This window comes from Gymnodinialimonas sp. 57CJ19 (assembly GCF_038396845.1).
Taxonomy (GTDB): domain Bacteria; phylum Pseudomonadota; class Alphaproteobacteria; order Rhodobacterales; family Rhodobacteraceae; genus Gymnodinialimonas.
On sequence record NZ_CP151587.1, the window covers coordinates 999,889 to 1,013,924 of the forward strand.

The following is a 14,036-nucleotide window of genomic DNA, read 5'->3' on the forward strand; positions in this document are numbered from 1 at the left end:
GACCAATGAGACCCGACCAGTGAGAATCGTGGGCGGCCGGTTGCGCGGCAAGAAGCTGGCCGATGTGGGCTCGGGCGATGCGGCGGCGCATTTGCGCCCGACCACGGACCGGGTGCGCGAGAGCCTGTTCAATCTGCTGACCAATGGCCGCAATGGCGATCTGGTGCGCGATGCCCGCGTGCTCGACCTGTTTGCGGGCACCGGCGCGTTGGGGCTGGAGGCTCTTAGCAGGGGCGCGGTTCAGGCGACTTTCGTGGATAGCGGCGCGGCCTCTCGGGCGCTCTTGCGCGAAAACATTGCCTTGTGTTCCGCGCAGGGCATCACCAAGGTGTTCCGCACCGACGTGGCCGATCTGGGACCGGCCAAGGTGCCCGCCGATCTGGTGTTCCTCGATCCGCCCTATGGGCAGCGCTTGGGAGAGGCCGCGTTGGAAACCCTTCGGCAGACAGATTGGCTCGCCCCCGGCGCAGCGGTTGTATGGGAAGAAAGCGCCCCGCCGATCATTCCCGCCGGTTTCTTGCTGCTTGATCAACGGCGCTACGGTGGCACCACAGTTTCGCTGCTGAAAAACGACAGGGAATAGCATGCCTCCGGAGTTGGTAATTTTCGATTGCGATGGCGTTCTGGTGGATAGTGAGCCGCTGTCGAACCAGACCATTAAAGATGCGCTGGACGGCATGGGGATCAACAAATCCTTGGCCGAGGTTATGGGCATGTTCGTCGGCAAAAGCATGACCCAAGTGGCCGCCAAGGTGCGCGCCATGGGGAGCGCGATGCCGGGCACGGACCGCGAATGGATCGATAGCATTTACGCCGCCACCTACGCCCGATTGCGCGAAGGTGTCGACCCGATCCCCGGCGTGGTGTCGGTGCTGGATGCGCTTGATGCGGCAGGGGTGCCGTATTGCGTCGCCTCCAACGGATCAGATGAGAAAATGGACATCACCCTGGGCAACACCGGTATGGCGCAACGGTTTAAGGGCAAACGCTTTTCGGCGCACACCCTTGGGGTGTCCAAACCGGACCCCGAGCTGTTTTTTGTCGCCGCAAAATACATGGGCGTCGCGCCGGGGCGGGCGGTGGTGATCGAAGACAGCAGCTCGGGTGCATTGGGCGCGAAACGGGCCGGGATGCGCTGCTTCGGCTACGCGCCTGAAGGGGGCAAGGCACTGGAAGAGGTCGGCGCACAGGTCTTCCGTTCCATGGATAACCTACCAGCCCTGCTCGGGTTGGAAGAGTAATCCACAATATCTTGCCGCTCCGGGTCTTGTTTACCGAATCTCAATATGGGACGTTCAGCCTGAACCGAGCATTTATATAAAAATCGACAGGCTGCCCCTAACGATGTTGGTCGAACACCCCGACACATCTGCCCTTCTGAAAGCCACCTTCGGCTTTGATGATTTCCGCCCCGGTCAGGCAGAGATCGTAGAGGCTGTGGCCTCGGGCAAGGATGTGCTGGCGATCATGCCCACGGGGGGCGGTAAGTCCCTTTGTTTCCAATTGCCTGCGCTGATGCGCGACGGCGTGACTGTGGTGATCTCTCCCCTGATCGCGCTGATGCGCGACCAAGTGCGGGGCCTGCGCGAAGCGGGGGTTGAGGCGGGGGCTTTGACGTCCGGAAACACGCCCGAGGAAACCGATGCCGTGTGGGCGGGGCTAGAGGCCGGGACGCTGAAGCTTCTGTACCTCGCACCCGAAAGGCTGGCTTCGTCGGGCACCGAGCGGATGCTATCGCGTGCTGGCGTGTCGATGATCGCCGTGGATGAGGCCCATTGCGTCAGTCAATGGGGCCATGATTTTCGCCCTGATTACCTGCGCTTAGGTGCGTTGCGGCGGGCCCTCAACGTGCCACTCGCCGCCTTCACAGCCACCGCCGATGCCGAAACCCGCGCCGAGATTTGTGAGCGTCTTTTTGACGCCGAGCCTGACGTTTTCCTGCACGGGTTCGATCGCCCCAACCTGACGTTGGCGTTCGAGGTCAAGAACCAGCCGCGCCAGCAGATCCTGTCTTTCGCCGCCGCCCGGAAGGGGCAGTCCGGCATCGTCTATTGCGGCACCCGCGCCAAGACGGAAACGCTGGCCCGCGCCCTGCGCGACGAAGGCCACAGCGCCTGCCACTACCACGGCGGGATGGAAGCCGAGGATCGCCGCATTGTCGAGACTCGGTTCAACCAAGAAGACGGCCTGATCGTTTGCGCCACGGTGGCTTTCGGGATGGGCGTCGACAAACCCGATATCCGTTGGGTCGCTCACGCAGATCTGCCCAAGTCGATCGAAGGCTATTATCAGGAAATCGGCCGCGCGGGCCGCGACGGCGCCCCCGCTGATACGCTCACGCTTTACGGCCCCGATGATATTCGTTTCCGCCGTCAGCAGGTGGACGAGGGACTCGCCCCGCCGGAACGCAAGACCGCCGATCACGCCCGCCTCAACGCGCTGCTTGGCTTGGCTGAAGCGCAAGGGTGCCGCCGCAAGGTGTTGCTGTCCTACTTCGGCGATGCGTCCGAGGATTGCGGCAATTGCGACCTCTGCGCCAAGCCGCCCGAGCTGTTCGATGCCTCGGTTGCCGTGCAAAAGGCGCTGTCGGTGATGTTGCGCACGGGCGAATATTTCGGCGCGGGTCACCTGATTGACGTGCTGCTTGGGGCGCAGAACGAAAGGATCAAACAGCGCGGCCATGATCGCCTGTCCACCTACGGCATCGGCACCGAATTCGACAAACGCGGCTGGCAGGCCGTGTTCCGCCAGATGATGGGCCGCGACCTTGTGCGCCCCGATCCCGAACGTCACGGCGCCTTCCGCATGACCCAGGCCGCCCGCCCGATTTTGCGTGGCGAGGAAAGCATCACCCTGCGCAAAGACACCATTGCTAAGGCGCCGCGCCGCCCCGCCGTGAAGATGCTGGTGAGTGAGGAAGACGCGCCACTCATGTCCGCTCTCAAAGCCAAACGCCGCGCCCTGGCCGAGGAGGCCCGCGTGCCCGCCTACGTGATTTTCACCGATAAGACCCTGATCGAGATGGCCGAAAAGCGCCCCGCAACCCTCGATGAAATGGCCCGGATTTCCGGCGTCGGGGCCACCAAACTGGACCGCTATGGCACCGCGTTTCTACAGGTCATCACCGGCGACACCCCCGAGCCCGTCCACCCCGCCCGCCGGGCTCTTGCGGGCCGAGACGCGGGCGATGTGTTTGATCGGCTGATGGAGGTCCAACAAGACCTGATGCGCGGCGACGACGGGACGGGTAAATACCTGTCGGTGAACCATTCCACCCTGCGCAAGATAGCCGAACGCAAGCCCGCCTCGGTCCATGACCTCTCGCGCATCGCAGGCATGGGGGAAAAACAGATCGACCGCTTTGGGGATGCCTTCCTCGATGTCCTGCGAGAGGTTGGATAAAGGCCCCCCGTCGCCTATATCAATTGCTCCAAAGGAGACCCGCCCATGCTTACCGTGATTTCCCCCGCCAAGCGCCTCGATTGGGCCGCTCGCGATGTACAAACCACGACGCCTGATTTCATGGATGACGCCGTGACCCTGGCGCGTGCCGCCAAACGTCTCAGCCAAGCGGACCTGCGCAAACTGATGGACATCAGCGCCGATCTCGCCAAACTCAACGCCGATCGCTTCAAGGCGTTCGAGACCGATGCCGAGGAAACCCGCCCTGCCGCTCTGGCCTTCGCGGGCGATACTTACACGGGGCTAGAGGCCACGAGCCTCGACGCTGAAACGCTCACCTACGCCCAAGACCACCTGCGCATCCTGTCCGGCCTCTACGGCCTGCTGCGCCCGCTCGATGCGATCAAGCCCTACCGGCTGGAAATGGGCAGCCGTCTGAAAACCCGCAAAGGCCCCTCTCTCTACGCCTACTGGGGGCCCCGCCTCTCCGAGGCTCTCAACACCCAGGCCCAAGCCGTGCAAACCGATACACTCATCAACTGTGCCTCAGTCGAATACTTCTCTGCGGTCGATGAAAAAGCCCTCAAACTCAACATCATCACCCCGCAGTTCTATGAGGAAAAACCCGGCGGACCCAAAATCGTCAGCTTCTTCGCCAAAAAAGCCCGTGGCGCGATGGCGCGTTTCATTCAGGAACGCCGCCTCGACGCCGCCTCCCAAATTCTTGACTTCGACACGGGCGGCTACACCCATGTCCCCGAATTGAGCACTCCGGAAAAGCCCGCCTTCCTGCGCACGGAAGCCGCCCAGAAAGCCGCCTGAGCGCAGCCGCTCCTTCATCTTGGCCTTACAACTCTCAGGGGGGCCGGGGGATGAAATCCCCCGCTTTCCCCGCCTTCAGTGATCGGGCTTATTCACCTCAAACGCGGCCTTTTGCGCATCAGTGGCGTCGAGCTGGTACTTTGCCTTCCACTCGGCAAACGGCATCCCGTACACAATTTCCCTCGCGGCATCCTTATCCATCTCGACGCCGCGCTCTGCGGCCTCTTCCTGATACCAACGGCTCAGGCAGTTTCGGCAGAAACCCGTCAGGTTCATCATGTCGATGTTCTGCACGTCCTTGCGGCTGTCCAGATGTGCAAGAAGACGGCGGAAGGCAGCGGCTTCCAGTTCGGTGGTGGTGGGCTCGCTCATATCATCACTCCTGTTCTTTCGGTCACAGATCGGCACTGCGCGCGGTGGCTTCAAGAAGCGTGGCCAAGCGTGCGCCCCAGGCAACCTGATCTTTTTCTGTTTCAATAAGATCGTTGCGCACTTCGATCAGCACATGCACGTGCCCCGGTTTCACGGCATGGCGGTCCAGCGCGTCGCCGGGAAGGTGGCCGACGTAGGGCTCATTGTCCCCCACGCACAGGTCATCTTCGTCGCGGAGCCGTGCCAGAAACGGATAAGCCAGTCGCGTGTCGCCCGCATAGAGCACGGCCACATGCCAAGGCCGAGGCTCACGCCCCCGCAGTTGTGGCGTAAAGCTGTGGATCGACACGATCAACGGCGCGTCGCGTGCGGCGATCACATCTGTCAGGGCCGCGTGATAGGGGCGATGAAAGCGTTCAAGGCGTCGCTGGAGTTCGGCCTCAGAGGCGCCGCGATTGGCAGGAATGATCGAGCCGTCGTAAATTTGCATCAATAGTGTCGGATCATCCTCACCCCGGTTCGGGTCGATCACCAACCGAGAAAATCGCGACGCCACAACCGGGGCAGACAGCGCCTCGCCCATCGCTTTTGCCACCCCCAAAGCGCCCACATCATAGGCGATGTGGCGGGCCATATCTTCGGGCGGAAGGCCAAGGTCCCCCCCCGCCACGTCGTCGGGCACCCGGTTGCTGGCGTGGTCGCAGGTCACAACCCACCGCCCGCCGCGTTCTGCCCCGAAAATCTCTACTGCGTCGGTCATTCAATCTTCATCCAAACTTGCGAGATCCCACGGGTAAGACGGACTGCGGCCAAACGCCAGCGCTCTGGCCGGTTGTTTGAAGCCACGTTTTGCTTCAATAGGGGGCAACAGCGTGAATGATAGCGCAAACATCGCCTGTTCAGGGGCGTTAAACGTACGATAGAGGACGAAAGAGCCATGAAACGCGACCGTAACGTCAAGATTGTAGCAACGCTTGGCCCTGCGTCAGACGATTACGAGATGATCCGAGCCCTGCACGAGGCGGGCGCAGACGTGTTTCGTTTGAACATGTCTCACGGCGATCACGCGGAGATTGCGGTCCGTCACGGGATCATCCGTCAGATTGAAGCGGATCTGGGCCAGCCCATCGCCATCCTTGCGGACCTTCAAGGCCCCAAGCTGCGCGTCGGCGTGTTCGACAATGACGAAGGCTATGATCTTGAGGTCGGCGGATCGTTCCGCATGGACCTTGATGATACCCCCGGCGACGCGACCCGCGTGCAGCTTCCCCATACCGAAATCTTCGCCGCCCTGGAGCCGGGCGCGCATCTGCTGATCAACGACGGCAAAATCCGCGTGAAAGTGGTTGAATGCGGCAAGGATTTTGCGGATTGCGAAGTGCTTGCGGGCGGGCGGATTTCCAACCGCAAGGGCGTGAATGTACCTGACGTGGTACTGCCCTTGGCGGCGCTGTCCGAGAAGGACCGCAAAGACCTCGAATTCGTGTGCGAACTGGGCGTCGATTGGCTGGCCTTGTCGTTTGTGCAGCGCAAGGAAGACGTGGAAGAGGCGCGTAACCTTGCCAGGGGGCGCGCGGCAATCCTGTCAAAGATCGAAAAGCCCTCGGCGGTAACTAACTTCGGTGAAATCCTCGATGCCTCTGACGGCATCATGGTCGCCCGCGGCGATCTGGGGGTGGAGCTTCCGGTGCAGAACGTGCCGCCGATCCAGAAGCGTCTGGTGCGCAAGTGCCGCAATGCCGCCAAGCCGGTGATTGTGGCCACCCAGATGCTGGAAAGCATGATCGAATCGCCAATGCCCACCCGCGCCGAAGTGTCAGACGTGGCGGCGGCGATCTATGAAGGTGCTGACGCCATCATGCTCAGCGCTGAATCTGCGGCCGGTGACTTCCCGATTGAGGCCGTGACCACGATGAACAATGTGGCGGTTGAGGTCGAAAATGATACCACCTACCGCGAAGTGATTGAAGCCAGCCGCGGCGGCAAGAAAGAGACCGTCGCAGACGCCATCGTGTCCGCCGCCCGCGAAATTGCTGAGACGACGAACATCAAGCTGATCTGCTGCTTCTCGGAATCCGGCTCCACCGCGGCGCTGACAGCACGCGAGCGTCCCAATGTGCCGATCCTTGCCCTGACATCGCGCCAAGCCACCGCGCGGCGGATGTGCCTGACCTGGGGCTGCCACTGCGTGAAAGTCGGTGCCGTTGGCCGCTTTAAGGAAGCGGTTATCAACGCAGTCCGGGCCGCCACGTCGGAAGGCTTGGCAGAGCAGGACGATCAGATCGTGGTGACGGCGGGCGTGCCTTTCGGGCAGTCGGGCTCCACCAACATTCTGCGAATCGCCCCTTGTGATGAGCGCCTGATTTTCGCGTCCGAACTGGAATGACCCTTCCCCTCAGCGCTGATATCATTCTGGTAATCGCAACCTTGGTCGGGATCTTGTCGCTCTCGTCCATTGTTGCGGCCTGGACGATGAAGCGCTGGCCGATCATTGCGTTGATCTCTTTCGCTATCGCCATTGGCCTTGGCGTCTATGTGCATATGAACGAACCGGACGGTTTGCAGGTGGTGGATATCCCCGACGCCTTTATCTCTGTCGCGGCACAGGTTCTGAACTAGGCCACATTCGCGGTATGTGGCGAAAAAGTTGGTTTCGCCCTTGGGAAGAAGGCTTTGGTCTTGCACGAAAGCGGACTTCGTCCTAAACGACCGCTTCCTACGGTGCGTCCGGCCACAAACGGCATGCCGACGCGCGCCCGAACCACTCGAACAAGACAGGAGTTGGAAATGCCGAAGATGAAGACAAAATCGAGCGCGAAGAAGCGCTTCAAAGTGACAGGCACCGGTAAGGTGATGGCCGCCCAAGCGGGTAAACAGCACGGGATGATCAAGCGGAGCAACAAGTTCCTCCGCAATGCTCGGGGGATGCAGGTTCTGTCTGACCCCGACCAGAAGATCGCAAAATCCTACATGCCATACGACCGCTAAGGAGGCCCGGATATGTCCCGTACCAAAGGTGGAACCGTCACTCATCGTCGCCACAAGAAAGTCATCGACGCAGCCAAAGGTTACTATGGCGCGCGTTCGACGAACTTCCGCACCGCGACACAGGCCGTCGACAAGGCCAACCAATACGCCACGCGTGACCGCAAGAACCGCAAGCGCCAGTTCCGCGCCCTGTGGATCCAGCGTATCAACGCGGCCGTGCGTCAGCATGACGAAGCTCTGACATACTCGCGCTTCATCAACGGTCTGGCGAAAGCTGGCATTGAGGTGGACCGTAAGGTTCTGGCCGATCTGGCCGTGCACGAGCCCGATGCGTTCAGCGCAATCGTAGATCAGGCGAAGGCAGCGCTTTAAGCGCTTCCTTCTCTGAGAGATAACAAAAAACCCCGCGGCACCGGAAAGGCGCCGCGGGGTTTTTCTTTGTCGTGGTGTCGGCGGCCGCTTTCACGGCACGCCGGACTTATCGTTAGGCGATGGCGCGGCTCATCTGCTCCAAACCACGGCGCTGTGCTACGGGGGCGATATCCTGGTCGCCAGAACGGTCAAAGTCGCTTGCGCCCTGGACGCGCTGCACAAAGGCTTCTGCCTGTTGCTGCGTTGTGGCTTCGCTGGCCACTTGCAGGTCCATGTCGCTGCTTGGGTAGCCTTCAAACAAAGCGCCCTCGTAGCGGCCGACCCGCTCGCGGGTGCGGGTGAGGTCTTCGTTCAATGTCACCACTTCCGCTTCCAGCCGCGCGACATCCTTGTGAGCCTGCTTTGCGTCCCGTTGGGACCGGGCAAGGCGGGCTTGGTAAGCCATGACGCGGTTTGCGATCGTGGCCGTGAAATGGGCGCGGGCCAGAAGGTAGCCGCCGACACCGGCAGAGCTGATCAACAGAAGGACCAGCAGCAAGTTCATGAATACGGACATGGTTCGTTACCTTTCAGGTTACTGGCGCAGGGCCACAACGGCGAATTCGACGCGGCGGCTGAGGGCTTGGGCTTGCTCGGCGGGGGTGTCTGCCAGAAGCTGGCGGGACCCGAAACCGATGGGCTCATAATAGGTGGTGTCGTGACCGGCAGCGGCAATCGCCTCGATCACGGATTCAGCGCGTTCCCAGGACAGAAGCAGGTTCTGAGTCTCGTCGCCGGTGGCGTCGGAGTGGCCCCGCACCATGACCCGGATACCCGAGCACGATGCCACGCCTTCCGCGAACGAATAAGCGGCGTCCATGTCTTCCGACGCGGCATTGGTGGACCCTGCCGAGAAGCGAACCGACAAACGGTCAGCGGCGCCCTGCAGGTTCTCGCGGCAAATCTCGGCCTGGGCTTCGGTCAGAACGGGGCGCGTTGCGGCGCGGCGCTCTTCGCGGCCTGTCGCGGCGTCAACAGAGAGGGAGGTGAACACCAGCTCTTCTTCCTCGGGGGCGTCTTGGGACAACTCCAAGGCGGTTTCCAGAACCGGCGGCAGCTCTTGTGCAGCCACGTCGGCTACGTCTTCCACCACGGGGGCCGTCTGCGGGGCAACGGCGGGCTGGATTGCGGCGACAGGTGCGATAGGGGCAGCCGATCCAAGGGCGGCCATCGGGCGCGGTGTTTGCCCCGTCGCAAGGAAGCCACCGGCCACACCGGAGACGGTGAACAGGCCTGCTGCCAGCAACACCGACGGTGTCGCGACCAGCTTGCGATAATGATCTGCACGACGCGATGCGTGGGCCAGGCGTTGGCCGGCGTCGTCGTGTTCCATGTCTTGCTGCATGCGTTTTCTAAAGATCGCCATCAAACATACTCCGTTTGTGTAGACGACGCGCCTAAGAGCGTTGCGCCGTCTGGATACGCTACGGATACACGGGTGAAAGGTGTTGATATGGCGACCCAGCCGCACCGGAGTGCGCGTATTCGGCGCTGTCCCGCACCGACAATCCCCACAAGGGGAGCCAAGCATCGAGGGATCACCCTCGAGTGTCTGAAGACCAACATGCTCACGTGTACCTGCCCAATATTTGCCGGTGCTTTGATGCCCGACTTGGGGTCGAAACTGAGGCTAAGCCCCATTTCAGTCAATGATTTGACACGGTTACGTCCGATGACGCCGCCTATCTGTTGCAGGAATGCCGCCTTGTGCCTGTTCTCGATCTTGGCACAAGTGTCGTTATTTTTGTTTTAAAACAGATATTTGCGTTGCGGGTATACAGGTCGATTTGTTCCCAAAGTGCGCTTTGGAAGAATGTGGCGGGAATAAGGCACGCCCCAGCCGCCAGCTTGCATTCCCGCCGCCCCCCGCTTAGGGATTTTCCCAGAAATCTGAGGCAGGAGCGCGAAAAAATGGACGGCTTGGACGACTTGCGAAGCAGCTGGATTGGCCGCATCGGTGGGGCCACGGATGAGGCGACCCTAGAGGAATTTCGCGTCGCGGCCCTTGGCAAGAAGGGGGAGATCTCTCTCAAAATGCGAGAGCTCGGCAAAATGACGCCCGAGGAACGGCAGGTTGCTGGCCCGGCGCTCAATGCCCTGAAGGATGAGGTCAACGCCGCAATCATGGCGAAGAAGGCGGGCCTTGCCGATGCCGCGCTGGACGCGCGCCTGAAAGCCGAATGGCTGGACGTGACCCTGCCCGCACGTCCCCAGCGCCACGGCACGATCCATCCTGTGTCGCAAGTCATGGAAGAGGTCACCGCGATTTTCGCCGACATGGGTTTCTCGGTTGCCGAAGGCCCGCAGATTGAAACCGACTTCTACAACTTTGACGCGCTCAACATCCCCGGCCACCACCCCGCGCGGGCTGAGATGGATACGTTCTATACCCACCGTGCCGAGGGCGATGACCGCCCGCCCCACGTGCTGCGCACCCACACCAGCCCGGTGCAAATCCGCTACATGCAGGAACATGGCGCGCCGTGCCGCATCATCTCGCCCGGTCGCGTGTATCGCGCCGACTACGACCAGACCCACACGCCGATGTTCCATCAGGTCGAGGGGCTGGTTCTGGGCAAAGATATCTCCATGGCGAACCTGAAATGGGTGCTGGAGGAGTTCTATTCCGCCTTCTTCGGCGTTCAGGTCAAAACCCGCTTCCGCGCGTCCCACTTCCCTTTCGTGGAACCGGGCGCCGAGGTCGATATTCAGTGTTCGTTCGAGGGCGGCACCGTGAAGGTCGGCGAGGGCGACGATTGGCTGGAGATTTTGGGTTCAGGCATGGTCCACCCCAAGGTGCTGGAAGCCGGCAACATCGACCCGACCGAGTTTCAGGGCTTTGCCTTCGGGATGGGCATCGACCGCATCGCCATGCTGAAATACGGCATCCCCGATCTGCGCGACTTCTTCGCCAGCGACCTTCGGTGGCTGCGGCACTACGGGTTTGGCGCGTTGCAGGTGCCGACGACGTATGCGGGGGTTTGAGGGGGTGTTGCCCCTTCGAATGTTCTTGGGGCTCTTCTCCCCCTATCAGGCGACCAAGAGCGAAAAGATCAAAATGGAAGCACAATGCAACGTGCTTTCAATAGGTACCTCTGGCGGTAACGAAGGGTATATTTCCGGAGAGCTACTTCGAACAGAGGCTCAAGCGGCATCAATTCTCAGCCATGTCTCGTTGATGATCGGTGTTACAGGCGTCTTCTATGCTATTCGTCCTGGAAGCGGCATAATTCAATGTGCTTTTGCCATTGAACTGTTGGGTTACCTTGGGTTAGCGCTGTTTTGCTTGAGGTGCCAATTGCGCGTTGGGCAAGCTCTGCTAACGAGAGCTTATGCTCTCACCAAGCCTGATGCAGTCGGAAGAAGCAATGCCATAAGCAGGACCTTTTTTCGTGAATCGCTTGATGAACTTCTTTTTCGAGATCGTATACTCCGATTCACTGTGTACGCGCTGTATGTGCTCACCGTTGCGCTCATACTGACCGTCATCGCTGCTCTAGCGCACTTTCCGAGCGACTTTTCATAGCGTTCATCCGTCTGCCTTCTAGGTAGACTTCGCTGAGTCAAACGTTAGAACACGCAGTAGCAAGCGCGTGGAGCCTAACCAATGAAATTCACCCTCTCCTGGCTGAAAGATCACCTCGACACCGAGGCGACTGTCACTGAAATCACCGATGCCCTCACGGACCTCGGGCTTGAGGTCGAAGGCGTGGAGGACCGCGCGGCGGCCTTGGCGGGCTTCACCATTGCCCATGTCCAATCGGCAGAGCAGCACCCCGACGCCGATCGTCTGCGCATTTGTCAGGTGGAAACCGACGAGGGTGTGCAACAGATCATCTGCGGCGCACCCAACGCGCGGGCAGGGATCAACGTGGTGCTGGCCAAGCCGGGCGATTATATCCCCGGCCTCGATATCACCATCGGCGTGGGCAAAATCCGCGGTGTGGAAAGCTTCGGGATGATGGCCTCGGAAAAAGAACTGCTGCTGAGCGACGAGCATAATGGCATCATCGAGTTGGAAAACGCCAAGGTCGGGCAGAAGTTCGTCGATTGGCTGGCCGAGAATGACCCCGCAAAAGTCGACCCGGTGATCGAGATTGCGATCACGCCGAACCGGCAAGACGCCCTTGGCGTACGCGGGATTGCTCGCGATCTGGCCGCACGCGGTGTCGGCACGTTGAAGCCAAACGATCCGGTCGAAGTGGCGGGCACATTCGCGTCGCCCATTACGGTGACGATTGATGAAGACACCCTGGAGAGTGCGCCGCATTTCACCGGGCGGTTGATCAAGGGCGTGAAGAACGGCCCAAGCCCCGCATGGTTGCAGGATCGCTTGCGGGCGATTGGTCTGCGCCCGATTTCCGCGTTGGTGGACATCACCAACTATTTCACCTTTGACCAAAACCGGCCTTTGCACGTGTTCGATGCCGACAAGGTCTCGGGCAATTTGCGGGTGCACAAGGCGGCGGGCGGCGAAGAGATCGTGGCGCTGGATGACAAAAGCTACACGCTTGGCGCGGGTCAGATGGTGATCAGCGACGATAATGGCGCGGAGAGCATCGCGGGCATCATGGGCGGGGCCGAGACCGGATGCACCGAGGAGACGGTGAACGTCTTCCTCGAAAGCGCTTGGTGGGACCCAGTGGCGATTGCCTACACGGGCCGCGCGTTGAAGATCAACTCGGACGCGCGGTATCGGTTTGAGCGTGGGGCGGACCCGGAATACACGCGCCCCGGCCTGCATGCGGCAACGCAGATGGTGTTGGACCTGTGCGGCGGGGAAGCCTCGGAAGTGGTGGAAGCGGGGGCCGCGCTGGATACAGCACGCAGCTACACCCTGCGCCCGGACCGGGTGAAGTCGCTGGTCGGCATGGAAGTGGCCGCAGCAGAGCAAGCGCGGATTTTGAAGGCGTTGGGCTTTGAGGTGTCGGGTAGCGATGTGTTGGAAGTTGCCGTGCCAAGCTGGCGACGCGATGTCCACGGAGAGCCTGATCTGGTTGAGGAGGTCGCCCGCGTCACGTCCCTGTCACAGTTGGAGCCACAGCCCTTGTCGCGCGAACCCGGCGTGCCAGCGCCCGTGTTGACCCCGATGCAAAAGCGCGAACGTGCGGCACGGCGGACTATCGCGGCGCTCGGTTACAATGAGTGCGTGACCTATTCGTTCATCGACAAGGCCAGCGCAGAGCTGTTTGGCGGCGGCGCCGATGAAGTGATGCTCGAGAACCCGATCTCGTCCGAGATGTCCCATATGCGTCCCGCGGTCCTTCCCGGCTTGTTGCAGGCAGCGGCTCGCAATCAGGCACGGGGTCGGATGGACGTGGCTTTGTTCGAAGTGGGGGCGGCGTTTCAGGGCGGTGAACCCGGAGAGCAGCACTTGGTCGCAACGGGGCTGTTGGTCGGCCACACCGGCCCCCGTGATCCCCACGGGGCGCGCCGCGCGGTCGATGTATTTGACGTGAAAGCCGATGCCGAGGCGGTTCTGTCCGCCATCGGGGCGCCCGCCAAAGCGCAGATTTTGCGTGGCGCGGGGGAGCAGTGGCATCCGGGCCGCCACGGGATGATTTGCCTGGGACCGAAAAAGGTGCTCGCGGTATTTGGGGAAATCCACCCCAAGGTGCTGGACGCGATGGATGTAAAAGGCCCGGCAATGGCGTTCTCGATCTTCCCGGAAGCCGTGCCGATGCCACGCAGCACCAATGCGAGTCGAGGCGCAGTCACGATGTCGGATTTACAATCGGTTGAGCGCGATTTTGCGTTTGTCGTTCCCGCGGATGTGGCGGCACTGGACGTGGTAAACGCGGCAGCAGGCGCAGACAAAGCGTTGATCGCCGACGTGAGCGTGTTTGACGAGTTCATTGGCGGATCGCTTGGGGATGGCAATAAGTCCATCGCGATCGCCGTACGGATGCAACCCAAGGACAAGACCCTCACCGAGGAAGAAATTGACGCAGCAGCGGACAAGGTCGTGGCGAAGGTGTCCAAGGCCGTGGGCGGCGTGCTGCGCGGGTGAGTTAGGTTGCGTCGCTTTCGGCAACGGGGGG

The 14,036-nt window shown here is 61.2% G+C and carries 14 protein-coding genes; 10 read left to right on the forward strand and 4 right to left on the reverse strand.

Annotated features, from left to right (window positions below):
* Window positions 1–19 precede the first annotated feature (19 nt).
* From rsmD to yaaA, 4 genes are all read left to right on the forward strand, one after another.
* On the forward strand, window positions 20–583 hold the full coding sequence (gene rsmD / locus AADW23_RS04895) for a 16S rRNA (guanine(966)-N(2))-methyltransferase RsmD (RefSeq protein ID WP_341863410.1): 564 nt from the start codon (window positions 20–22) through the stop codon (window positions 581–583).
* Between the two features lies 1 nt (window position 584).
* On the forward strand, window positions 585–1,241 hold the full coding sequence (locus AADW23_RS04900; RefSeq protein WP_341863411.1) for an HAD family phosphatase: 657 nt from the start codon (window positions 585–587) through the stop codon (window positions 1,239–1,241).
* A gap of 103 nt (window positions 1,242–1,344) precedes the next feature.
* Window positions 1,345–3,402, forward strand: a complete 2,058-nt coding sequence (gene recQ, locus AADW23_RS04905; protein WP_341863412.1) for a DNA helicase RecQ — start codon at window positions 1,345–1,347, stop codon at window positions 3,400–3,402.
* Window positions 3,403–3,447: 45 nt separating this feature from the next.
* Window positions 3,448–4,224, forward strand: a complete 777-nt coding sequence (gene yaaA, locus AADW23_RS04910; protein ID WP_341863413.1) for a peroxide stress protein YaaA — start codon at window positions 3,448–3,450, stop codon at window positions 4,222–4,224.
* 75 nt (window positions 4,225–4,299) lie between these two features.
* Here yaaA and AADW23_RS04915 read toward each other — a convergent pair whose 3' ends face one another.
* On the reverse strand, window positions 4,300–4,596 hold the full coding sequence (locus AADW23_RS04915) for a DUF1244 domain-containing protein (protein ID WP_341863414.1): 297 nt from the start codon (window positions 4,594–4,596) through the stop codon (window positions 4,300–4,302).
* A 22-nt stretch (window positions 4,597–4,618) separates the two neighbouring features.
* Window positions 4,619–5,356 carry an N-formylglutamate amidohydrolase gene (locus AADW23_RS04920; RefSeq protein ID WP_341863415.1) on the reverse strand — a complete coding sequence of 246 codons (738 nt, stop codon included), beginning with the start codon at window positions 5,354–5,356 and terminating at the stop codon, window positions 4,619–4,621.
* A gap of 177 nt (window positions 5,357–5,533) precedes the next feature.
* Here AADW23_RS04920 and pyk point away from each other — a divergent pair, with 177 nt between their 5' ends.
* The 4 genes from pyk (at window position 5,534) to rplT (ending at window position 7,956) form a co-directional block, all read left to right on the forward strand.
* Window positions 5,534–6,982, forward strand: a complete 1,449-nt coding sequence (gene pyk / locus AADW23_RS04925; protein WP_341863416.1) for a pyruvate kinase — start codon at window positions 5,534–5,536, stop codon at window positions 6,980–6,982.
* Window positions 6,979–7,215, forward strand: coding sequence for a hypothetical protein (locus tag AADW23_RS04930; protein WP_341863417.1), 237 nt, complete (start codon window positions 6,979–6,981; stop codon window positions 7,213–7,215). Before pyk ends, AADW23_RS04930 begins: the two co-directional genes overlap by 4 nt.
* A 168-nt stretch (window positions 7,216–7,383) precedes the next feature.
* Complete coding sequence (gene rpmI / locus AADW23_RS04935; RefSeq protein WP_341863418.1) at window positions 7,384–7,584, forward strand: 50S ribosomal protein L35; 201 nt, start codon at window positions 7,384–7,386, stop codon at window positions 7,582–7,584.
* 12 nt (window positions 7,585–7,596) lie between these two features.
* Complete coding sequence (gene rplT, locus AADW23_RS04940; RefSeq protein ID WP_011453577.1) at window positions 7,597–7,956, forward strand: 50S ribosomal protein L20; 360 nt, start codon at window positions 7,597–7,599, stop codon at window positions 7,954–7,956.
* A 112-nt stretch (window positions 7,957–8,068) separates the two neighbouring features.
* Here rplT and AADW23_RS04945 read toward each other — a convergent pair whose 3' ends face one another.
* Together AADW23_RS04945 and AADW23_RS04950 are read right to left on the reverse strand one after the other, a co-directional pair.
* The gene (locus AADW23_RS04945; protein ID WP_341863419.1) at window positions 8,069–8,512 is read right to left on the reverse strand and encodes a hypothetical protein; all 444 of its coding nucleotides are present in this window, start codon (window positions 8,510–8,512) and stop codon (window positions 8,069–8,071) included.
* 18 nt (window positions 8,513–8,530) lie between these two features.
* Complete coding sequence (locus AADW23_RS04950) at window positions 8,531–9,361, reverse strand: OmpA family protein (protein ID WP_341863420.1); 831 nt, start codon at window positions 9,359–9,361, stop codon at window positions 8,531–8,533.
* A gap of 554 nt (window positions 9,362–9,915) precedes the next feature.
* Here AADW23_RS04950 and pheS point away from each other — a divergent pair.
* Together pheS and pheT are read left to right on the forward strand one after the other, a co-directional pair.
* A complete protein-coding gene (gene pheS, locus AADW23_RS04955; protein WP_341864276.1) occupies window positions 9,916–10,980 on the forward strand; it encodes a phenylalanine--tRNA ligase subunit alpha in 1,065 nt (354 codons plus the stop codon).
* Between the two features lie 622 nt (window positions 10,981–11,602).
* Window positions 11,603–14,005, forward strand: coding sequence for a phenylalanine--tRNA ligase subunit beta (pheT, locus tag AADW23_RS04960; protein WP_341863421.1), 2,403 nt, complete (start codon window positions 11,603–11,605; stop codon window positions 14,003–14,005).
* Window positions 14,006–14,036 lie beyond the last annotated feature (31 nt).